The following is a 22,292-nucleotide window of genomic DNA, read 5'->3' on the forward strand; positions in this document are numbered from 1 at the left end:
CCCGGCAATCCAGCAAGCGCTCACTTAAGCAGCAGATCTAGGAACTGCTCCCTTACACGATCGTAATCGTCGCCATTCTGAGACCAGGGCGTAGGGCCATCCTGGTCCACGTCGCTGAACGCCGCAGGCACGGCCTTTCTGGCCATCCTGGCTATTTTTTCGTGTCCCACTTTCTGCGCGGCCAGCCACATGATCTCGTAATCCTGTTGTCCCCGCCTGATGTTGTTCAGTCTGATCGATGGCAGCAGGCGGTTCAGACCGCGATCTTCCTCCGGGTAGAACGGCATCCGCCCCGGATAGAACATTACACCCTCGCCGTTGGCCCGATCTTTGCCGCTGGATGAAAAAGTGACTGGATAGCTGAATATCCGCTGGTGTAGTCTGGATTTGATAAACTGGAAATTGTGCCGCCACTGGGTCCCGTGCCAGTAAAACCATGTGTTCATTCCGTAAATAAACTTGGCCCAGCCGATCATTCTCAGGTCAACCGCTTCCATATCCAATACCGTGGAACCCCAGTTCGGACGACCGCCGTTGTAAAACCAGTGCTGTTTGCCCTGCTTTTTCAGATCAGATAATTTTTCGACATCAACACTGTGACTTCCGCACCATATATCGATGGCATCGGTAAGCTCGGGCATGTAACGCCTGGTTGTGAATACGGGCATCCTGTTTCCCGGTCCCGGATTGTTGTGCACCCAAGCCGCCCTCTCTTTTATCCAGGGAAACTGAACCTCTCCCGGCTCGTCGATAATGTACCAGAAATAATCGACATCCAGGGCATTGATTTCGAACCAGTTGACCCACTTGTCGCTTTCCTGGCGAGCCAGGGCTTCGTTCGCGAAAGCCGAGTTGGTTATCGAGCTGTACATCCCGACCGGAAACAGCTTCTCTCCTATTCTCTCTCCGGGACCGCGGTAGCCCTCGGCCGGGGTGAATGCGCTGCCATCGAGATAAGGCTTGTACTCTTCCATCATGGCGGAATTAAACGCCGAGCGGTGGGCCGGGAACCCGCCGATTGCGTCGATCCGGTGCCGGTGGCACTCGAACTTGATCATCTTTTCCACCTGCTCGGAACTAAGGCCGGGGAAATACTCCTCCACATCCTCGGTGAACATCCAGACCGTGGAATGGTTTTCATCAGGCAGGTAAACGGGCAGCAGCTCCACCCGGTAGGGTATCGATTTGATAATCCGCCCGTTTTCCCACACATCGATTTTGCCACGATAAACACCTGGCGGGAAAGCTCTGTCGCGTGGCAAGTGAAGATCCACCCAGAAACCCTGGTTTTGATAAGGGGTTCTTTCCGTCAGTTCTATATCGTTCCAACGCCTGGAAACGCTTCTGGCGGTCGGTGGGATATCGAGCGGGAAACCGCCGGTGCCGGGCTTGGCATCGGCCGGAATAAGCGCATCGGGGATCCAGCCTGTCATTTTTACCGGAGCGGCCTGCTCCTTATATAGCCAACTGGGTAGAGTGGCAGTCTTGACATGGATGAAGTGCTGGCTGAACACTTCTATCGAACCTCCCGGCCCGTAGAGGCGGGGGAAGGAGGCGCCGATGGCCATCCCGGATTCCCGCTGCACCGGAGCGCTCACCGTGATTTCAACCGCCTTCGCACCCTCGCTGTCGGCCACAGCAATCACCTGGAAGGCCAGCACTTCGTTATATAACCCGCGCAGCCGGACAGTTTTGCCGTCCCAGATGCTGTTGGATTTTCTGGAAACGTGCTCCGTATCGTAGCGGAACACTTTCTCGCCGTCTCCCAAGATCCAAGCATCTACCACGGCGGGAAAAAGAGAGGCCGGCCATACAGCAACCAAACAGATGCTAAATACGAAAAATGCAGCAAATGCTTTGCACTTCGAGGTTGGCATTTTCACTCCCGGCTGATTGATCATTCATTAATACTTTATATTAGATTCAGAATAATTTTTCCGCCACGGGATTGTATCATTTAAAGTGGAGCACAAGCGGCTGGCTCTTTCCGGCCGTTCAGAACCGGTAATTTGCCACAGCCCGGTAGATTGCTTCGATATTGGCTGTCGGCACATCCTCCATCAAGTCCTGATCCGGAGCGATGATGTAACCAAGGGGCCCCAGGGAACCGATTGTGTGACTGACCACTTGTTCCACTTCCTCCGGAGTGGCTGAGGGCATCAATGTCTGCGTACTGATACCCCCATGAAAACCGATTTTTCCGCCGAACATTTTTTTCAGACGCTGCGGATCCATCCCTTCCGCACTGGCCTGTACCGGGTCCAGAATATCTACTCCACAGTCAATGAGGTCACTGATAATACCTGATATTGAGCCACAGGAATGGTACATCACTATCAGGCCTGAATTCCGGGCCTGCTCGCAAATACTTGCAATCGAGGGCATGAAAATTTCCCTGAACATCTCCCTGCTGACAAACATCGAGTTCTGGGTGCCGAAATCCGAGCCGAAATAAAAAACATCTAAATCCGCGGCGCAGCGCGAGAAGTACACCTCGTTAATTTCCAGATAGCATTTAGTAACTCTCTCCACCAAGCAGGCTATCAGTTCTGGATCGGTCGCGAGGCCTGCCAGGAAATCCTCTTCACCCACCATGGCCTTGGTATGTGTAAAAATACTGGCCCAAGCTCCTCCGTAGACTGCCAACCCTGTTTCCCTTGCCTGTCGTGCCTGTTTTACAGCCAAATGGAGGTCGATCATTCCGCTGTCCGGCCATTTGATTCTATCGATTTCCTCTGGCCGTTCCAAACCCTTCAACACCGGTTCGACCACTGTATCAGTCCATCTTGAGTCGTGTTGAAATCTGAGTAGCTTATTACCGAAAATGTCGTAAAACGTCCCGTTTTCCGTGGATTTTTTTAAGTAATCCATGCGGACAGGCAGCTTAAGATGGAGTGCATCGGCATCGAAATGCCCGATCAATCCCGGTTCTCCAGACAAGCTCAACTCTTTCTCGAGTCTTGCCCTGACCGGTTCTTCTGCTCGGAAGAAACATGGAGGTCGGTCTACCTCCCGGTTTTCAAGTGAACGCAGAAGACGCTCTCTGTGGCCCAGTATTATTGCCATGTTGGATTGGTCCTTTTTACCGCAGAAAGCGCTCTAGTTCATACAATTCAATCGCGTTTTCTCTCAGGATACGCCTTGAAATATGAATGGCTTCATTTGTGGAAAGGTAACCTTCCTCTACTTTTTCGGTCAGCACCTCTGCCGCAACCCGGCGGGCGATTACACTGTGGCCGTAACTGCCTTCGAGGAACATGCTGTCTCCTCCAAAAAGGTTGATTTTGGTCACCGGGACTGTTTCCAACCATTTGTGCAGCCATTCCCTGGTAACACTCATCGAAAACACAGGCATCTGGCACATGTCGAGATAAACGTTGGCGTAATTCTTCAGGATAGCGGTCAGTTCGCCCATGTAAGGAAACCCGCCGTGAAAGATTACGAATTTCGTCTGCGGATATTTCTGGATCAGGTTCAGCAGAAGAGTCGGTTTTGCATTGGTTATCTTATTGCCCGGCCCCAGTTGGGCGCCGGTGTGAAACTGTATCGGCAGCCCGTGTTCTCCAGCGCGCCTGACAACCTGGTGCATCATGAAATCCTCGAAAGGCCTTCTCTGCGGGTGCTCCAGAGAGTGCTCGATCAGCTCGGAAAAAATCTCTTCAGCATCCCGTCGCGGAGTATCACGAAATAGAATTTCCCGGTCGTAAGCCATCGCGGATTTAAGCCCCACGTAGTAACCCTTTTCCTTTATGCTCTGAAATGCCAGGTCGAGAGCTTCCAGAAAGTCGTCCAGTGTCCTGATCTCCACGCCATATTTATCCGCGATGGCCCTGATATCCTTCGGGGACGGCTGCACAAAATTGTCCTCGAGCGTAAAGTCATCAAACCGCTTGACCATCACCGTGCGCGGCGGAGGACCATTGTTCAGGCTCGAATCCACCCACACGATTTTGTCCAGGATCAGCAGGTCGATTCCGGCAAGCTCGTGAAGGATCTTGTTGCGTATGCCAGGCTTGTCGGCCTCTTTTATTTTCCGATTCAACTCCCACCAGTTGTCATTGTCGATATCGCTGATGCCATGAATGTCCCGGGCCGCGATCCTCACAGGAATCGAGTATGAAGTATATTTCGCAGCCTCCCAGTAAGGGGACAGCTTGGCCCACCGCTCAACGTCGCTGTTTTTCGGGTCCGCGATAAACAAACGGTCCGCTTCGCTAAGCCCGGCCGCCATCATGTCCGAATCCGTATTCTGAGTGAACCCCCAGGGCTGGACGAGCCAGAAAAACAGGTCGGCGTGGTGGTTCAGGCGCAGTTGCTCGGTAATCTGGTGCTCGTGGGTGTCGATCAGGCGGATGGAGTCCACGGCGGACTTTATTCGCTGGTAGACGGCGGAGGTTTCTGCCAGATTCATGTTTTCTTCCATAGTTGCCCCAAGTGCGGTTTGCTGAAAGAACGGTATTGTAAGAAAAAGCAGGGTTCGCAGCGTACTTTTTCGGAATAAAGCCATAATATCCTCTTCGGCCTTGTATAATTCAGACAGGCACGGCTTAGATGCTCGGATACCATCTGAGTGCGTTCTCAGGTCAGTTCTGCACGGTTTTCGGATACTTTTATCACTGCCCGGGCAATCAGGTCGATGTTTCTTTCCGTAAGCAGGATGTCGTTCTGCACCGTAACGTGCCTGTTCCGGCTGACTTTCTCGGCCACGGGACACGTCACTTCGGCGTAGTTCATCTTCCCTTTGTAATGGCCGCAGGTGAGCGGGCAACCGGAGCGCCCGAAACTCATCTCGCGGAAAACCGGCAACTGGTAAACCGGCGCTCCGTAGCCCACTCCCAGCGGCGCTCCCTCGGCGGCCATCGCGTCCAGAAAAGTATCGCGGCTCAGCCCGAATTTCTGTGAGTCAAAACTCAGCACGTGGAAATAGTATCCCCGCTGGGTGATCCGGGAGTCTTTTTTCAGCGGCTCCAGCCCGGGGATATCGGCCAGGGCTGCGGTCAGCCTGGCGGCGTTTTCCATCCTCTTCAGTGTCTGTGCCTGCAGCTTGCGGAGCTGGGTTCTGAGTATAGCGCCCTGGAACTCGGTGATCCTGTAGTTGGGGCCGACGATGGTATGCTGGTATTTCTCGCTGTTCAGGGTCCGGCCGATATGGTGATAGGCGTAAGCGTTGTTGTAGAGCTCCGCGGAATCAGTGATAACAGCCCCACCTTCCCCGCAGGTCAGGGACTTGGACTGCTGAAAGCTGAACGTGCCGATATCGCCGATTGCGCCCACCTTGCGCCCGTGCCACTCGGAGCCCTGGGCATGGGCGCAGTCCTCGACCACTCTCAACTTATGCTTGCGGGCGATTACCATAATCGCATCCATGTCCACCGGGTAACCGGCGTAGTGGACCACCACAATCGCTTTTGTCCGCGGAGTCAGTTTTTTCTTGACATCCGCCGGGTCGATCTGGCAGGTGTCCTCGACTATATCGGCAAACACGGGGACCGCCCGGGCCATCAGCACCGCAGAGGCGGAAGCGATAAACGTTACCGCCGGCACTATCACCTCGTCACCCGGCTCGATACCGCAGGCGCGCAGAGCTATTTCGATAGCCACCGTACCGTTGGAAACGCCCAGCACGTTACCGGCGTCGTGGTACTTACCGAACTCCTTTTCGAACTTTTCGACTTCCCTGCCGTCATAACGCCACCACTCGCCAGTTCTGGCCACCCGTTCCACCGCCTTCACATCGGCTTCGGTGACAACCGGCCACTTGATTTGATAGCCTGTTTTAGACAGCGGCTTGCCCCCGGCAAGTGCCAGTTTCGCCATGCCCAACTCCCTTATTGGTGAATAAAAGCGAATTATGAACTGATAGTTGGCCCACGAACGGCATTTCTCTTTCTGGTCACGATCCTGCACGCTACCAGCAACGCGACTCCGATGAAGACCATCATCAGGGTCAGGCTGAGATTGATCATCCGGCCTTTGAACGAAATATCGAGAAAACAGAGCAAGGAGGCCGCCGAACCCATGAAGACGGCGCTCCAGCCGGTGATCAAAAAGCTTCCGGTATCGGTAGCCTCACTGTCTCCCACTTCACTGGCCGAAACAGGCGTGGCCAGCTTGGTGAAGAATGCTTCCAGCTTTATCTTGTACGCTCCCTTTGCCTTGATAAAAATCCCCGGCAGGAAATAGATGGCCGCGCTGACCGATCCGACCCCGAAAATCTGCTGGGTGAACGAGATGTCTTTTCCCAGCAGCAAATACAGGATGCCGATCGTCAAACCCGTGCCGTAGGAGGCCAGGCCTGCCCAGGCAGGAGTGCGGCGATATATAAGGCCGAATATGATCGGAATCCCCGCCGGGACAATCAGCACCCCTCCGATGGTAAGCATCAGCCTGAACACCCCGCCTTTCACCTGGGCCTGGGCGATCGCCGCGGCAATCACCAGCACTCCGAGCAGGAGGGTCACTATCCGGCCGATCAGCAACAGGGCTCGCGGGCTGGCGTCTTTCCAGAACACCTGCTTGATGATGTCGTCGGTAATCACTGCCGCATATAGGTTGAAATTGGAACTCAGGGTGCTCATCGTGGCCGAGAGCATGGCCGCCAGCAGGATGCCCATCGCGCCCGTGGGAAAGAAATTCATGCAAAACACAACATAGGCGGCTTCATGGGGTGCGTTCATTCCCTCCGGTATCGCACCACCCAGGTCCAGACCGAGAATCCGGGTGAAAATGGGCGGGAAGAGCCAGATTGCCGGCGCGATAAACAGCAGGATCATCGTGACAAAGGCCACCTTGCGCGCCTCTTTCTCGTCTTTCACGGAGAAATACCTCTGCGCGGCCGCGCCGCTCGACATCGCGAAAAACATCATTACCGCGTTAGCGGCCAGGAACAGCCAGCCGAACTCCTGTGTATCGACGCTCCAGAACCCGGCCGGAGCATCGCTGACCAACCGCGACACGTCACCGAGCTCTTCGAATCCCAGGAACAGAGCCAACAGCGCACAGGGAAACAGCACCACGAACTGAAGTGTATCTGTGACGACCACACCCCATAGACCACCGATAATGCAGTACAGCGAAATTACCGCGCCGCAGACGATAATGGTGGTGTTCAGGTCGGTGCCGATCGCCACGGACATGAATTTGCCCAGGGCCAGCAGCATCACCCCGCCCTGCACGATAGCCATCCCCAGGTGAGTCCAACTGTAGAACTGGTTGGTCGAGAGGCCGTAGCGCTCTGTAAGGTACGACATCGCGGTACTGGCTCGCGAGCGCCTCCAGCGGGCGGCCAGGAACCAGAACGCGAACACTACGGCAACAGCATTACTGAGGTACATCAGGAAGGCTACACTCGGCGCGCGGTACGCCAGCCCGGCTGCCCCTGTGAACGTGTAGACGCTGAAACTGGTCATGAAGAACGAAATGCCGGCCAGCCACTAGGGCATCTTGTTGCTGCTCTTAAAGAAGTCGGAGTCGCTCTTGTTGAAAAACGACATCACTATCCCGACAGCCACCATCAGGAGCAGGTAAACGCCTATTACCACGAGATCGATGCTCGAGGCCAGTTTCATTAAAAATCTCCTTGTTTTCCAGCGGGGCCTGCCTCTTTAATTCGTCGGAAAGTTTCCGCTTCAGCCAGTCGGGTATCTCAGCTAAATCAGCCCAGACGTAAGGAGCCTTGTACATTTCCGGTTTGAGCACGGCGGTTATCAGTTCCGTGCGAAAAAGCTCCATACCAGGGCCACTTTTTCATTGCCCGGCTGATATGTTTATAATAAAATGAACTGTAATTAATGATTTTACAAGAGATTATTAAAATATACATGCACAATTTGCTCAAATAATTAGCATAATATTATTATGGCACAAACCGTCACCTTCAAGGACTTCCCTTCAATCCCGGAATACGTCCACTACGATCCCGAGTTCGATTTTTATATCGAGAGGGCTATGATGAAATCCCCCTCTTGCCAGCTTCATGCCCACGCTTTCACCGAGTTGGCGATTGTCATGGGTGGGTCGGTAGTTCATCACACCCGAACGGAAGAGTATCCGGTGGGCACAGGCGCAGTATTTGTAATCACCGACAATCTGGAGCACGGTTACCGGGACGCCAGAAACCTTTACCTGTGCAATATCATGTACGGTTCTGCTTTTCTGACCGGGTATAAGGAACTGGAGCAGATCCCCGGCTACCATGCTCTGTTCTCCCTCGAGCCGTTCTACCGCAAACATCACCGCTTTCAGAGCCGGCTCAATCTCGACAGCAAGCAGTTGGCATTCGTATCCAGGCTGGTGGGAGAAATGAAACGGGAGTTCGAGGAGAAAAAATCCGGGCACAAACCGGCAATCAAGGCCCTCCTGGTGCAATTGATCATTTATCTTTCCCGGCAGTATTCACAGCAGAAATCTGGTAAGGCGGCCAGAATTCTGCCCTTGGCCGAATGCGTAGCCTTCATGGAGGAAAATTTCAGCCGGAAGCTTGCTCTGCGCGACCTTGCCGCAATTGCCTGCATGTCAGTGCCCAATTTTGTCCGGGTGTTCAAGGATACTTACCGTACCACGCCGGTGGATTATTTAATCCGGCTGAGAGTGCAGAAAGCCTGTGAGATGCTGCAAAACCAGGAGGAAACTGTTACTTCAGTGGCTCTCAAGTCCGGTTTTTAGGACGGGAATTACTAGTCCCGGACTTTTCGCAGGATTACCGGGAAGACACCCAGTGAACTCAGGAAGAATTTGACTGCCTGAAACGGCGAACGGCTTTCAGACTTTCCACTCCAATCAGATTCATTGGCGGCAGGCACCCTGAGGAGATCATTCAGATGATAATAGCGTCGAGACAACGTGAAAAGAATTCATTCCAGCCGGCGACTTTGCTTTTCTTCTTGCTTTTGCTCGGTATAACGGCTTGCTCATTCACGCCCGCCGATGAAACGCGGCAGTTGAATGCCGTGCCGACGGATAGAACCTGGCAGCGGCTGGGTCCCGGCGGCGGCGGGGCCATGTTCCTGCCGACAGTCAATCCCGCCGACCCCGATAACGTCTTCCTGCGCTGCGACATGACCGGGGCGTATGTGACCCACGACGGAGGGAAGTCGTGGCGCATGTTCCACCTGCGCACGGTCGTCAGGGATTTCGAGTTCGACCCCTCGGACCCCAAAGTGATCTATGCTTCCAACACCGGCCTTTACCGTTCTGAAGACTGTGGCGCGAGCTGGAAGCTGATTTACCCCGACCCTGCCTCTATCGTAGCCGAGAGGATGGTGGGCGACCACGCCGAGCAGTTTTTCGTGACCCGGGAAGGAGAAATGCGGGGGGAAATAGTTAAAGTCCGGGTAGACCCGTCTGACGGCAGCCACATATACATGGGACTTACTCCACCCTATGAGAGCACGCCGGCCGACGGGAAGCGGACCAGGAAAACCGGTGCGCCTGTGCTGGTTACATCTGACCGGGGCGAAAACTGGCGCGAGCTGGCCAGGGTGCCGGGTTCAACAGTACTCGCAATCATCCCGGGAACCTGGGACGGCAGGCCGGATGAACTTACTGTGGTCACCGACAAGTGCGTTGCGTGGATAAAAGAATCCACCGGCGAGGTTACAGAATATCAGCTGCCTGATACCAGAGCCGCTCATGCCGACGCGGGTGTGGGGCCAGAGGGCAGCGTGCTTTACCTGATGACCAGCGACTCGCCGGATGCAGGTTACCTGCCCGCCGGGGAAGGTGTTTACCGCTCCGATGACAGGGGACAAAGCTGGCGGAAAGTTATGCAGGGTTTGCTGGACGATACCGAAGTCTCCGGAAAGTCCCCCGTGTTTTCCACTATCGCTGTCTGCGAAAAAGAGCCTGAAGTGGTTTACCTTTCCTGCAACAGGTACAATCCAGCACAGGGCGGCAATCATCATTTCGGCATTTTTAAGAGTACGGATAGCGGAGAAAGCTGGCGCTGGGTGTTCCGCGCGGAATTCGACAACATGATCAGCGGCAACTACGACGGCGGCTGGCTGATGGAGGAATACGGGCCGGAGTGGGGAGAAAACCCGTTTTCAATCGGAGTGAGCCCGTCCAATCCGGATATCGCCTATGGCAGTGATTTCGGCTGCACCCATCGTACGCTCGACGGCGGTAAGACCTGGGAGCAGGTGTATACGGACCGGCAGCCGGACGGTAGTTGGGTCAGCCGGGGCCTGGACGTAACTGTCTGTTACGGGGTTCAATTCGACCCGTTCGACAGCTACCATCTTTTCGCCAACTATACCGATATCGGCGCCCTGCAGAGCTTCAACGGGGGCGAGTCCTGGGTGCACGCTACCGAAGGTATCCCGCATGCCTGGATCAACGGTTGCTACTGGACGGTATTCGATCCCGAGGTTAGAGGGCGTGCCTGGTCGGTTTGGTCCGGGGCCCACGACCTGCCGCGGCCCAAGATGTTCCGCAGCGGTAATTTCGACCGCTATGCCGGCGGTGCGGCTGTCTCCGATGACGGCGGCCGCAGTTGGCGGGTGAGCAATGCCGGTTTGCCGGAAAACTGCCCATCCACCTACATCGTGCTCGATGAAAACAGCCCGCTAGAGTCGCGCACGCTTTATCTCTGCGGGTTCGGCAAGGGTGTGTTCAAGTCCACCGACGGAGGCGCGAACTGGAGCAAAGGCGGTGCGATTCCCGGGCCGAACAAAAATGCCTGGCAACTGGCCCTCCTGCCAACCGGACGGTTGGTCCTGCTGGTAGCTCGCGGACTGGAAAACAGGCAACTGGTGGACGGTGGCGTTTTCACCAGCGACGATGCCGGCGAATCCTGGCAAACACTCTCCCTGCCTCAGGGAGTTAATGCTCCCAATGCTTTGGCCGTTGACCCTGCAAAGCCCGAAAGAATGTTCCTGGCTCTCTGGCCTCGCACGGAAAACGGACGTGAGACCGGCGGAGGCCTTCTGCGTACCGAAGACAGCGGTAAAAGCTGGCAGAGAGTTTTCCGCGAGGATGCGCACGTATTCTCGGTGGCCCTGGAGCCCGAAAACCCGTCGCGCGTGTATATCAACACATTTGACAGTGCGGCGTTTACCAGCGCCGACGGCGGGAGAAGCTGGAACAAGATCCGGGGCTACGATTTCAAGTGGGGCCACAGGGTAATTCCCGACCTGCATAAACCGGGTATGATTTTCCTGACGACTTTCGGCGGAGGGCTGTTCCATGGCCCCGGCGATGGTGACCCGCGGGCGGTGCCGGACATAGTTGACTTTTCGCAGGATTGGCGCTGGGGGCTTTGAGTATCCGGCCTGAACAATCCTGCAGGCTAACCTTTTTGCAACGGAGCTGGAATGAAAACCGGAGCCTGGATTTTGCTGGCGGCAGCCCTGTCTGTCAGCGCCCTTTCCTGTAACCCGTTCAACCAAGCGCAGCACAAGGAATCTGCTACCTCGGTCGAACGGCCGATAGATAAACTGAGCGGTGTTCATCCCAGGCTCCTGTTGACCGGTACCAGGCTTGAAAGACTCAAGGCAGGCTTGATGACAACCCATAGCTGGCTCTGGGAAAGATACCGGCAGGACCTGTCATCAATGGTGGCCGCCGCCCGCAGTAAGAACGATCCGGACGACGTACGCCGGCTCGGTGACATGGCCACGGAGTTGGCGCTCGCCTGGGTGATGACCGGCGATGACAGCCTGTACACTGTCGCCCGCGACCATCTCCTTCGTCTCACCGACCCGGCTACCTGGGAGGCTCCGGGCTCACTGATCTACCTGATCGGCAGCCATTTCCTGATGGGGATCAGCCTGTCCTACGACTGGCTTTATCCGAAGCTCACTTCCGCCGAACGGGCTCAGGTGGCCGAATGCCTGGGCCGGGAGGCACAGGCCCAGTACAAGTCGATCGTGAATGGCCGGATATGGTGGCGCAACCAGTATTACCAGAACCATTCACACTCAAATTACTGCGGGTTGGCTTTCGCCGCCGCGGCGCTCTGGGGTGAAGACGACCGGGCCGGGCAATGGATGAATGTTTGCGAGGAGTTTTTCGACAAATTGCTTGAAGTGTTGCCCGAGGACGGTTCCTCGGTCGAGGGCTACGCCTATGCGGGCTACGGAGCCGAGTATGTACTGAATTACTCTGCAATGGCCTCCGATCTGCTGAGCAAGGACTACACCGGTTCACCCTGGATGCAGAATTTTGCCGACTTCCTGTTGCACGGTTTGCTGCCATACCGCACTCAAAGTACCTGGGCGATGACGTTCGGTGATGGCCCGCAGCGCGGCTGGACCTCCACCGCTCAGCACCTGTTCTACCTGGCATCGGTGTACCGTGACGGCCGGGCCCAATGGATGGGCCGGGAGACCGTGGGATTACGGGAAAAAGGACTGGGAAGCCAGGGCTGGATGATGCTGACCTATTACGATCCGTCCGTGGAGGGGACTCCACCGTTGGATTTTCCAACATCGGCGTATTTCCCGGAAGTCGGTCAGGTGATGATGCGTTCGGCTTGGGACGATACATCAGGAACCCTGGTCGGCATCAAGTGCGGGCCGTTCATGGGTAAGTCCCATTCGGCCGGCGCCGAGTTCGACTGGGGTACCGGTCACGCCGAGCCGGATGCGGGTTCCTTCCAGATTTTTTCACACGGAAAATTCTTGGCGATCGGGGCTCTCTACACCGGGTTCAAGCTGACCGGGAATCATAACGCGATGCTGTTCAAAGGCAAGGGCCAGCTTGGTGAAAACATGCCAGGCTTCGCTTCGATCGAAGCACTTGAATTCGGGCATTATCCGCAGATAGTTCACACCAGCTTCAGTCCCGAAACGGATTATGTGGTTGGTGATGTGGCGAAAGCCTATCACCCGGCGCTCGGAGTCGAAAAATACCTGCGACACTGGTTGTATTTAAAACCGGATATCCTGCTGGTTGCAGACGAGATTGAACTCTCCGGGAAGGGCATGGTTTACGATTTCCCCGCTCCCGAGCTTGAAACCGGCCTGGGGATGACTCATAACCGGTACGGACAGGTTACAGGCAATGAGGGAGAGGCTTATACAATTTTCGAAGGTGCCGGGGGAATATACAGGATTTACGCCTGCTATCTCGATAACTCGCCGGAGCAGGCTGATTATTCAGTACTGGTCGATGGTAGGGAAATCCATAGTTGGAAGAGCCACAACGAAAATATCGACGATAACCTGATTGCGGTTACTCCTCCTGTCGAGCTGATAAAAGGCAGCCGGATATCATTCCGTGGCTCTGGAATGACAGATTACTGGCGGTTGACAAAAATGGCCGCTTACAGCGAAGAGATAGCCGTGCCGAGGAGCGCGCGGTGGCTGATGCATTTCGAGCCGGACACCAGGGTTGAAATGGAGGCTGCACGAATTTCAGTGCATTCCGGCGGAGTGTCACTCGATTACTATTTTCTGGCACCGGAAGGCGCTGAGCCGAATGTGGAGGAACATGTGACAGCTGGAGCCGACCTCGAGCCGTTCAATTATGAAACCACCAGGAGACTGGTAGTGGAGCCTGAATTCAGCTGCGAAAGTTTGACAGTGATCACTCTGATCAACCTGAGGCACAGTACCGACCAACCATTACAGGGAGTGGCCAGCAGCCGGGAAGGGGATGCCACTGAGATCCGCTGGATAAAAAACGGCACCAAAAGAAGTATCAACTGGTCGCTGCTTAAGCGATCGTTCAGTCTTGACGAGAAATAAAGTAAATGCTGCCAGCGCAATGTTCCTAAGGAGAGTGAATGTTTCCAAATGTTATAAGAGAAAGACAAATCCGGTCTGCCTGCTGTTTGATTTTCTTTCTCAGCTGGTGACTGCTTGCCCTACGGTTTGTGACCATTTTTTCGATGGAAATATTTGAAGTGAATAGTAGAGCAGTCAAACCGCCATCGCCCGAATCAGCTCAATCAATTCTCGTGGCATATCCCGCAGAAAAGTTTTAAAGTAGTCAACTACACTCCGCCAATTTTTGAACGTCAAAATTAATTAAGAATAGTTCAGGTTGGTGGGAGATAGTATACTGACCTACTCCCCTGTTTTAGGTCCAGGTATAATGTCAGTATTCGATGTTCAAAAGACTCATTTACGGGGGTAAGGTCAGTCCTTATTATCCGTCCAGTTCCATCAACTTGTTCTGAAGGGGTACACCACGAACCGGGAGACCCTACGTATCGATCCACAAGGTCGTTGACAGGGAAATTCACAGGCTCGGGTTAAAGGCAGAGGACGGGTCAAAACTCCGTTTTCATGATTTCCGCCATTTCAGGGCAAGCCAGTGGATCAATGCCGGCGCAAGTCTCGAAGATGTCCAGGTTGCTCTTGGACACAGGAGCAGGATAACAACGGAGAAGTATGTCACAGTAGATAAGCAGGCTGTCGGGGCAAGGCTGAGCCTAATCAAAAGCCCTGATAGATAGCATCTACCAGGGCTTAATTCAAAGGAGTTCAATGCTAATTTGTCACAGTTTTGGCACAGTTGGCTTCCAGAGCAACTGCCGGTTGTGACAAAGAATCGTGTAACCCCCTGCAAAATATGGTGAGCCGTACAGGGATCGAACCTGTGACCCGCTGCTTAAAAGGCAGCTGCTCTACCAACTGAGCTAACGGCTCATGGTAATCAGTGGCTAATATTTATTCTATCCAACTTTCACCGCCGGGCGGGTAACCACTCAGAACCCGTACCCGCGGTTGATAATCTGGTCCCGCTGTACTCCCACACTCACCAGCTTGATCGGACAGTTCATGATCTCGCCGATGCGTTCGAGGTATGCACGCGCCTCGGCAGGGAGTTCATCGTACTCGGTGATATCACCGGTCGGGCTCTGCCAGCCCTGCATGGTTTCATAAATCGGCTCGCAGTTCTCCAGCACGTCGGGATCGTGGGGGAACTCGGTCAAAATCTGTCCGTTGTGACGGTAAGCGTTGCAGATCCTGATCTCATCCAGCGAGTCGAGCACGTCGAGCTTGGTCACCGCCAGTCCTGTCAGACCGTTGATCCGCTGGCTGTAGCGGGTAACCACGGCGTCGAACCAGCCGCAGCGACGGGGCCTGCCGGTGGTGGCGCCGTACTCGGCGCCGAGTTCGCGGAGACGCTCGCCGTCGGGGCCGGTCAATTCGGTCGGCATCGGGCCGTTACCCACCCTGGTAGTGTAGGCTTTCACCACTCCCAGCACGTGGTCGATCATCCGCGGGCCGATACCAAGCCCGGCCAGCGCTCCGCCAATACTCGTGTTGCTGGAGGTGACATACGGGTACGTGCCGTGGTCCACGTCCAGCATCAGGCCCTGAGCACCCTCCAACAGGAGGTTCTGGCCATCGGCCAGTCGTTCGTGGATCAGCAGGGAAACGTCGGCCTCCAGCTCCAGAAACTCGTCGCGGTGCTGAATCAACCCGGCGGTCACCTCGGCGGCGTCCACCCGCTCGTCGCTGCCGATCGCCCCGAGCAGCTTGTTTTTCAATTCCACGTTTGCTTCAATCTTGGCGCGCAGCTTGGCGGTGTCGTGGAAATCCATCACTCGGATCCCGCAGCGGCTGATCTTGTCTTCGTAGGCCGGGCCGATCCCGCGGCCGGTGGTACCGATTTTTCCCTTGCCCCTGGCCGTCTCGCGCTCGCGGTCGAGTACCTTGTGGTAATCCAGCAGAAGGTGCGCCTTGGAACTGATCTTGATCCGGCCGCCGGTGGAAATACCGCTCTCTTCCAGGCTGCGGCGTTCCTCGCTGAAACCGGCCGGGTCGATCACCACGCCGTTGCCGATAACGCAGACAGGCTGGGGGAAAATAATCCCGCTGGGAATCTGATGCAGGATAAACTGGGTCCCTTCGACCACCACCGTGTGGCCGGCGTTGGCGCCGCCCTGGAACCGGGCCACGAGATCGGCCTTGCTGGCCAGGTAGTCGACAATTTTTCCCTTGCCCTCATCTCCCCACTGGGAGCCGATAACAACAAGCGATGGCACAACAACTCCGGGCAGTTTGAACGTTGATGCGGAACTTGAGCGTGGATACGCCTTTGCAAGAATGTTAAGATAGCCGCGCTGCGGCTGAGTGTCAAGCACTCCGGCCGGATGGGAACTCTCACAGTCCCGTGGGGGCTGGAATCAACTTGCAGTCCAGCTCGAATTTCTGCCGAAGGTGGTCTCCGAGTGCGAGCAGGCCGGGCACCTCGGTGGCGTAGTGGCCGGCAAAAACCACGTTGACTCCGAACTCGCGGGCGAAATGGTAGACGGTATGGTTCTGCTCGCCGGTGACGAACGTATCGATCCGTTCGCTTAACGGCTCGTCCAGTAATTTATTGCCGTCCCCGGCGATAATCCCCACCCGGCGGACTTCTTCCGGCCCGAACGTCAGCACGTGGCAGTCGGTATCCAGGATTTCGTCAAGGCGGCGGACAAAACTTTCCAGCCTCTCCGGCCGCGGATTCTCGGCCAGCGTGCCGACCGGCAGGCCCGAGTCGAGCACCAGCGCACCCCTGTCCTCCAGTTCCAGCAGCCGCGCGATCCGGGCATTGTGGCCGAGTTGCGGATGGAAATCGAGCGGAAAGTGGGCGGCGTAGAGCGAGATCCCCGCAGCCAGCAGGGTTTTTACCCGTTCGCAGTGGCTGCCGGTAATCGCCAGCGGCTGGCCCCAGAACAGGCCGTGGTGGACGATCAGGAATTTCCGACCCATCGAGGCGCAGCGTTCGAACGTTTCCCGGCAGCCGTCGACCGCCAGGGTCACATTCTCCACCCGCTCGTCGCCCTCGACCTGCAGGCCGTTGAGCGACTTGTCGATACCGGCCCAGTTGTCGATTTCCAGGACCTCGTCCAGGTGGGCCGCCAGCTCTTTGCGTGCGATTGTCATCGGTCATGCCTCAGGCGTTCAGGGTACATACATCCGCTTGACAAGCTGCATCCCCTTGACTTTCCTCAGTTTCTCCACGACCACGTCGGAGGCGGCCGTGTCGGTGCTGACCAGCGAGAGCGTATTCTTGTTGGTCTCTTCGCGGCCCAGACGGTACTCGCCGATATTAATCCCGGCATCGCCCAGGATGCCGCCCACCTGGCCGATCACACCCGGCACGTCCTGGTTCTTGAGCGCCAGCAGGTGGCCGCGGGGGTTGACGTCCATGAAGAACTCGTTGATCCGCACTATCCGCGGCAGTTCCTCGCCGAACACGGTCCCGTCCATCCGGCACGATTCCTTCTGGGTCTTGACCGAGACGATTACCAGGTTGGTGTAGTCGTCGCTCTCGGTCAGCGTGCTCTCGACCTTGATCCCGCGGCTTCTGGCCAGATAGGGGGCGTTGACGAAATTGACGTTGCCGCCGGTGGCCGGGGTGAGTATCCCCTTGAGCACCGCCAGCTTGAGCGGCTCCGCCGCATCCCGGCACTCGCCGGCCAGCGCCAGGGTCACCTTCTCGATCGCCCCGTCGATGAACTGCGCGGCGAACACGCCGATCCGCTCGGTAAGCTCGATAAAGCGGCCGAACCGCTCCAGAACGCCGGTGTCGGTGAGCGGCAGATTGACCGCGTTGTCGCAGGCTCCGCCCTTGAGCGCGGCGATAATCTGGCGGGCGATCTGCACGCCGACGTTGATCTGGGCCTCGCGGGTTGAGGCTCCCAGGTGGGGAGTCGACACCACGCGTTCGTGCTCCACCAGCTCGCGGCATTCCGGCGGCTCCTTGCTGTAGACATCGAGCGCCGCCCCGGCGATCTTTCCAGCCTTCAGCGCATCCAGCAGCGCGGCCTCATCCACCAGCGCCCCGCGTGCGCAGTTGACCAGCAGCGCGGAATTTTTCATTTTAGCCAGCCGGGCGGCGTTGACCATCCCTTTGGTCTCCTCGGTGGCGGGTACGTGCAGGGTGATGATATCGGCATTCTCGAACAGCGCATCCAGCTCCACCAGCCCGATATCGTTCTCCGCGGCCCGTTCGGCGGGGTAGTAGGGGTCGAACGCGATCACTTTCATCCGCAGCGACTGGGCCACCCGGGCCACGTGCGAACCGATCCGTCCCAGTCCGACCACGCCCAGGGTTTTGCCCTGCAGTTCGCTGCCCACATACAGGGAGCGGTCCCAGCGGCCCTCTTTCAGCGACCTGTCCGCCTGGGGGATATTGCGCGCCAGCGAAACTATCAGGCCCACCGTGTGTTCGGCCGCGGCGATCGTGTTGCCGTCGGGCGTGTTCATCACCACGATACCCTTCTCGGTGGCGGCGTCCAGATCGACATTGTCGACGCCCACGCCGGCCCGGCCGATCACGCGCAGCTTGTCCGCCGCCTCGATCACCTTGCGGGTCACTTTCGCTCCGCTGCGGATCACCAGGCCGTCGGCCCCGGCAACCGCCGCTGCCAGCTCGTCCTCGCTCAGCCCTGTTTTGACTTCCACTTCCACGCCATCGGCCTGCTCCAGTATCTCCAGACCCTCGGCGGATACTTTGTCTGCAACCAGTACTTTCATGATTACTCCTGTCTGAAACGCCGCTGGTCCAGGTTGATTTTATTGATCACCATCCCGGTGAGCATCTTGGGGTAGAAGTCGGTTGATTTCTGCGGCATGAATTCCCCGTTGTCGGCCACCGCCACCACCTCGTCCACGCCGGTCGGGTTGAGGAAGAACACGGCCTGATATTTTCCGTCGGGAGCGGTAACCATCTCCAGCGCCTCGGCGGGGTCGCGAAGGTAGGCGACATTGCGCTGGTGCTCCAGGTCCTCGGCGCTGATCCCCAGCCGGTGCTCGAAAATAAGTTTGTGCAGGAGATTGACGTCAAGCCCCTTCCACTGGCCGCTGCCGGCTCCCGGGATCAGCTTGTCGGGGTTGGAGGAGCTTTTCAGGGCCAGCCGCACCAGGGTGCCGTGGCCCCTTGCCGCCAGCAGGAACTTACGGCCGCCGGATATATTATCCAGCGCGGCCAGCAGGTTTTTTGCATTTGGTTCTCCGGCATCGCTTATCTCGAAATCCGCTGCTAATTTTTCCAGCAGCCCGGCGACCGAGAAGCCCTCCAGGCCGAACAGGACCCGGTGGGTGGGCAGGACACTCAGGCCCGGATCATGGGCGCTGACAAAACTCATCATCGCCCGGTCGATAGCCTCGTTGCCGGTCACCGGCACGCCGTTGGCCGCCATCTCGCGGCAATAGGCGAGCGCGGTCTCGTAGCGGTGATGACCGTCGGCGATATACAGGCTGCGGCCGGCCATCAGGCGCTGGACCTCGGCGGTCGCTTCCGGATTGTCGATCCGCCACATGCGATGCACGGTACCATCGCCCTCGGTGACCTCGATCACCGGTTCAGCCGAGCCGGTGGCCTGTTCCAGCACGCCGTTGACCTCGCCCTGCGGGTCGTGGTAGAGCATGAACAACTGGCCGAACTGGCTGCCGGTGGCCCGGGTCAGTTCCAGGCGGTCCGCCTTGGGGCCGCTGTGGGTTTTCTCGTGAGGCCTGACAACCCCGTCGGCATAGTCGTGCAGCCGTCCCAGCCCGACAAACCCCCTGCGGGTGCGCTGTTCGCCGGTGCCGGGCACGCGGTATGTCTGGTGATACGGGTAGATGCATGGTTTGTCGCTGCGCACCAGGACGCCGTCGTCCAGCCACCGGTTATATAAGTCGGCCACGCCGGCGAAATGCCGCCGGAGGTCCGCTCCGGAGGGCGCCGAGCAGATCAGGCGGGCGATACTGTACGGGCTCCGGGCCAGGTATCGTTCGCGGTCGCTGGTGGAGATTTTATCGTAGGGCTGGGTTACGAGCTCGTCGAACGGACCGGCCTTTGCCGGGTCGAAACTCACTCCCCGAAACGGAAATATTTCTGCCATCTGATACTTGCCCCGCTGTTGGGTACTGGGATATGGATATCTGCGAAATTCCTGCGGAAAAAGCGTTTGTACGACGTGCTGGAAGTATAATAAAAGAGAAGAATCGCCGAAAGAGTTTTACGCTCGGGTGGTCGGCGGCTGCTCATTTCCAGAACGCGTGATCCCTGTCGGTGGCTATTCGCGCCATTCCCAACTCGGCGGGGTGGTAACCGTGGAGTCGCATCGCGGCCGACGGAGCCCGGGTGGAAAAATAATACAGGCTGAAACCATCGTGCCGGAGAATTTCCGCCTCCCCGGGCGCAAGATGTCCAGCCACGTAGACCTCACGATCCGGCAGACGGAAAAAACGCGGCACTGACTCATCGCTCAACGGGAACATTGCGGTTTTGCCGGCGTGGGCAAGGTGCGGGTTGCCGAAACTCAGCTGCGGTCCCATGCCGGTGAGGACCAGCGCCGGTTCAGTCACCGGCAAGGATGGAAGGGAATCACGCAGGCGGTTAAGCTCCACACGCTGCCGCCAGTCGTCCGCCAGGACTCCGTAAGTCAGATGCGGCGCCAGGGTGCGCCGGCCGCTTGTACCGCCTTTTAGCTCAAGCGTAATTACTCCGTGGGATACGATCAGCAGGGCCAGCACGGTCAACGCCCTTGTTCCGATAAACCGGGCCAGCAACAGGTAGAGGAACGGAACGACCGGAAGCAAATACGCGCTCTCGTCGGGGTGGAGCACGAAAAGGCCGGTGAACAAGCAAACCGAGGCCAGCTCGAGCCTGGCGCGCAGTCCTGATTCGCGGCCGGTACTGCGCATAAGCATGCCGAAATTGCGCAGGCCGAGCGCGGCGATTACGATTATCGTCACAGCGGACAACGGTCCCAGGAGCGCGAGGGCGTTATAGCCTGTTATCAGCAGGTATTCGCGTCCGGAAAGGAACTTGGAACCGATCAGGAGCGCGTCCATGCCGCGGGAAGAAAAGACCGGAAGATAAAACAATAAGCCGGTAAAAGACGCGGCGGCGAATGCAGCCAGGTTACGCCACGGACTGATACCGCGGCCGTGATTGTAATAGAGCAGGGGCAGGGAGAACAACAGGTGGGAGATCCTGAATCCGCCGGCAATACCCAGCACGAACCCGGCCGCTACCGCCCTGCCCGAATACGCCAGCAGGCAGGCCAGCAGCAGGCAGGCCAGCGCGGGAATGTAGTCCATTGTCGTGGCGGCATTGAGCAGCAGCGCGGGAGTGAGTGCGAACAACGTGCTCCAGCGCGCTCCTGCTCTGGTTGGCCCGGCGATCCTGTGAAACACCCAGACCGCCGCCAGGAAAAAGGCGAATACGAGCATGTTCGCCGCCAGCGGGCAGGCGAGGCCGGCAGCCGGAGCCGTCATCAATTCGAATGCAGGGTTGCCGGGGAGCCGCGAAGGCTGGTATCCGCTGCCGTGCCAAAGTCTGGCCGAAGTTTGCGCTACGCGCCAGGCGTCGCTGTCCATTCCCCAGCCGAGTCCCAGCCGTGGAAGCACGGCCGCGGCGATTGCGACTGCGGTCAACAGCAGTGACCTGCGGGTAAATGAGTCGGTTTTTGTTGGCATGGGGCTTGACCGGAGAAAAAAATCGTCGTGGAACCTGGAGGTTGTATATTAGTTTTGTCGGGTAAGATCAAAATTAAGCCCCGTTGGAGTGGAATGTCCAGAGGAAAGAAAGACAGGATAAAGCCGCCCGCGGATATCGGCGTGACCGCGCTGGTGCAGTGGCTGAAGCAGCAGGACCGCTACAGCGAATCGCTGGTCCACCACCGGCTTCTACCCGCCGCCGACCCGCTCTACGGGGAACTGGTCCCTCCTCTGCCTGAGATCCTGGCCCACGCCCTGGAACAGACAGGCGTCACCCGGCTCTACAGCCATCAGGCCGAGGCTGTCGATGCGGTCCGCTGCGGAGAGAACGTGGTTGTCTCCACGCCCACCGCCAGCGGCAAGACCCTGATCTACAACCTGCCGGTGCTGGAAGCGTGTATCCGCGATTCCGCCACGCGCGCGCTTTACCTGTTTCCCTTAAAAGCCCTGGAGCAGGACCAGCAGCGCAAAATCGAGGAGCTTACCGGGGCTATGGATGCCGGGGTAAGCAGTGCGATCTACGACGGCGACACCAGTGCCTACCGTCGCAAAAAAATCCTGGCCGATCCGCCGAATATCATCCTGACCAACCCCGACATGCTGCACCTGAGTGTCCTGGGTCACCACCGGAAATGGGAGGAGTTTTTCCGGGGACTGCGCTACGTGGTGGTGGATGAACTCCATACCTACAAGGGAATTTTCGGCGCCCATTTCAGCGCGGTCGCGGCTCGTCTGCGACGGGTGGCGGCCCACTACGGCTCGGACCCCGTGTTTATCGCATCCAGCGCAACCGTGGGCAATCCCGGCGAGTTCGCAGCTAAACTGTTCGGGACAGAATTCCACGTGGTGGAGCACAGCGGAGCGCCCACGGCGGCCCGTCATTTCGTCTTTATCAATCCCCGTGAAGTCAGGCCGGCCACG

15 protein-coding genes and 1 tRNA gene are annotated in these 22,292 nt (G+C 57.3%); 5 read left to right on the forward strand and 11 right to left on the reverse strand.

Going from position 1 to position 22,292, the window contains the following annotated elements; all coding sequences use genetic code 11:
* Positions 1-20: 20 nt before the first annotated feature.
* The 5 genes from FVQ81_07925 to FVQ81_07945 form a co-directional block, all read right to left on the reverse strand.
* On the reverse strand, positions 21-1,901 hold the full coding sequence (locus tag FVQ81_07925) for a DUF4091 domain-containing protein (GenBank protein MBW7996478.1): 1,881 nt from the start codon (positions 1,899-1,901) through the stop codon (positions 21-23).
* A gap of 94 nt (positions 1,902-1,995) precedes the next feature.
* Complete coding sequence (locus FVQ81_07930) at positions 1,996-3,066, reverse strand: hypothetical protein (GenBank protein MBW7996479.1); 1,071 nt, start codon at positions 3,064-3,066, stop codon at positions 1,996-1,998.
* Between the two features lie 16 nt (positions 3,067-3,082).
* The gene (locus FVQ81_07935; GenBank protein MBW7996480.1) at positions 3,083-4,507 is read right to left on the reverse strand and encodes an amidohydrolase family protein; all 1,425 of its coding nucleotides are present in this window, start codon (positions 4,505-4,507) and stop codon (positions 3,083-3,085) included.
* Positions 4,508-4,578: 71 nt separating this feature from the next.
* Complete coding sequence (locus FVQ81_07940) at positions 4,579-5,817, reverse strand: DegT/DnrJ/EryC1/StrS family aminotransferase (protein MBW7996481.1); 1,239 nt, start codon at positions 5,815-5,817, stop codon at positions 4,579-4,581.
* Positions 5,818-5,849: 32 nt separating this feature from the next.
* A complete protein-coding gene (locus FVQ81_07945) occupies positions 5,850-7,409 on the reverse strand; it encodes a hypothetical protein (protein ID MBW7996482.1) in 1,560 nt (519 codons plus the stop codon).
* Positions 7,410-7,857: 448 nt separating this feature from the next.
* On the opposite strand from FVQ81_07945, the gene FVQ81_07950 reads away from it, so the two are divergent.
* The 4 genes from FVQ81_07950 (at position 7,858) to FVQ81_07965 (ending at position 14,401) form a co-directional block, all read left to right on the forward strand.
* Entirely contained in the window at positions 7,858-8,664 is an 807-nt protein-coding gene (locus tag FVQ81_07950) for a helix-turn-helix domain-containing protein (GenBank protein MBW7996483.1), read from the forward strand.
* Positions 8,665-8,948: 284 nt separating this feature from the next.
* Positions 8,949-11,261: a hypothetical protein gene (locus FVQ81_07955; GenBank protein ID MBW7996484.1), complete on the forward strand. Its 2,313-nt coding sequence runs from the start codon at positions 8,949-8,951 to the stop codon at positions 11,259-11,261.
* Positions 11,262-11,312: 51 nt separating this feature from the next.
* Positions 11,313-13,688 carry a DUF4962 domain-containing protein gene (locus tag FVQ81_07960; GenBank protein MBW7996485.1) on the forward strand — a complete coding sequence of 792 codons (2,376 nt, stop codon included), beginning with the start codon at positions 11,313-11,315 and terminating at the stop codon, positions 13,686-13,688.
* A 470-nt stretch (positions 13,689-14,158) separates the two neighbouring features.
* Complete coding sequence (locus tag FVQ81_07965) at positions 14,159-14,401, forward strand: site-specific integrase (protein MBW7996486.1); 243 nt, start codon at positions 14,159-14,161, stop codon at positions 14,399-14,401.
* Positions 14,402-14,518: 117 nt separating this feature from the next.
* Here FVQ81_07965 and FVQ81_07970 read toward each other — a convergent pair.
* From FVQ81_07970 to FVQ81_07995, 6 genes are all read right to left on the reverse strand, one after another.
* Positions 14,519-14,594 (reverse strand) — tRNA-Lys (locus FVQ81_07970).
* A gap of 59 nt (positions 14,595-14,653) precedes the next feature.
* Positions 14,654-15,940 carry an adenylosuccinate synthase gene (locus tag FVQ81_07975; protein ID MBW7996487.1) on the reverse strand — a complete coding sequence of 429 codons (1,287 nt, stop codon included), beginning with the start codon at positions 15,938-15,940 and terminating at the stop codon, positions 14,654-14,656.
* Between the two features lie 118 nt (positions 15,941-16,058).
* Positions 16,059-16,823 carry a Nif3-like dinuclear metal center hexameric protein gene (locus FVQ81_07980; protein ID MBW7996488.1) on the reverse strand — a complete coding sequence of 255 codons (765 nt, stop codon included), beginning with the start codon at positions 16,821-16,823 and terminating at the stop codon, positions 16,059-16,061.
* A gap of 18 nt (positions 16,824-16,841) precedes the next feature.
* Entirely contained in the window at positions 16,842-18,419 is a 1,578-nt protein-coding gene (locus tag FVQ81_07985) for a phosphoglycerate dehydrogenase (protein MBW7996489.1), read from the reverse strand.
* 2 nt (positions 18,420-18,421) lie between these two features.
* Entirely contained in the window at positions 18,422-19,768 is a 1,347-nt protein-coding gene (locus tag FVQ81_07990) for a DUF1015 domain-containing protein (protein MBW7996490.1), read from the reverse strand.
* A gap of 142 nt (positions 19,769-19,910) precedes the next feature.
* On the reverse strand, positions 19,911-21,308 hold the full coding sequence (locus FVQ81_07995) for a hypothetical protein (GenBank protein MBW7996491.1): 1,398 nt from the start codon (positions 21,306-21,308) through the stop codon (positions 19,911-19,913).
* Between the two features lie 135 nt (positions 21,309-21,443).
* Here FVQ81_07995 and FVQ81_08000 point away from each other — a divergent pair.
* A partial coding sequence (locus FVQ81_08000; GenBank protein MBW7996492.1) for a DEAD/DEAH box helicase occupies positions 21,444-22,292 on the forward strand: 849 nt, incomplete at its 3' end.

The organism is Candidatus Glassbacteria bacterium (genome assembly GCA_019456185.1).
Taxonomy (GTDB): Bacteria; Gemmatimonadota; Glassbacteria; order GWA2-58-10; family GWA2-58-10; genus JAJRTS01.

What these genes read in the sequence shown, in the direction of transcription:
- FVQ81_07925 (MBW7996478.1), bottom strand. Translation starts at nt 1,901, where the DNA reads ATGATCAATCAGCCGGGAGTGAAAATGCCAACCTCGAAGTGCAAAGCA.
- FVQ81_07930 (MBW7996479.1), bottom strand. Translation starts at nt 3,066, where the DNA reads ATGGCAATAATACTGGGCCACAGAGAGCGTCTTCTGCGTTCACTTGAA.
- FVQ81_07935 (MBW7996480.1), bottom strand. Translation starts at nt 4,507, where the DNA reads ATGGCTTTATTCCGAAAAAGTACGCTGCGAACCCTGCTTTTTCTTACA.
- FVQ81_07940 (MBW7996481.1), bottom strand. Translation starts at nt 5,817, where the DNA reads ATGGCGAAACTGGCACTTGCCGGGGGCAAGCCGCTGTCTAAAACAGGC.
- FVQ81_07945 (MBW7996482.1), bottom strand. Translation starts at nt 7,409, where the DNA reads ATGACCAGTTTCAGCGTCTACACGTTCACAGGGGCAGCCGGGCTGGCG.
- FVQ81_07950 (MBW7996483.1), top strand. Translation starts at nt 7,858, where the DNA reads ATGGCACAAACCGTCACCTTCAAGGACTTCCCTTCAATCCCGGAATAC.
- FVQ81_07960 (MBW7996485.1), top strand. Translation starts at nt 11,313, where the DNA reads ATGAAAACCGGAGCCTGGATTTTGCTGGCGGCAGCCCTGTCTGTCAGC.
- FVQ81_07980 (MBW7996488.1), bottom strand. Translation starts at nt 16,823, where the DNA reads ATGACAATCGCACGCAAAGAGCTGGCGGCCCACCTGGACGAGGTCCTG.
- FVQ81_07985 (MBW7996489.1), bottom strand. Translation starts at nt 18,419, where the DNA reads ATGAAAGTACTGGTTGCAGACAAAGTATCCGCCGAGGGTCTGGAGATA.
- FVQ81_07990 (MBW7996490.1), bottom strand. Translation starts at nt 19,768, where the DNA reads ATGGCAGAAATATTTCCGTTTCGGGGAGTGAGTTTCGACCCGGCAAAG.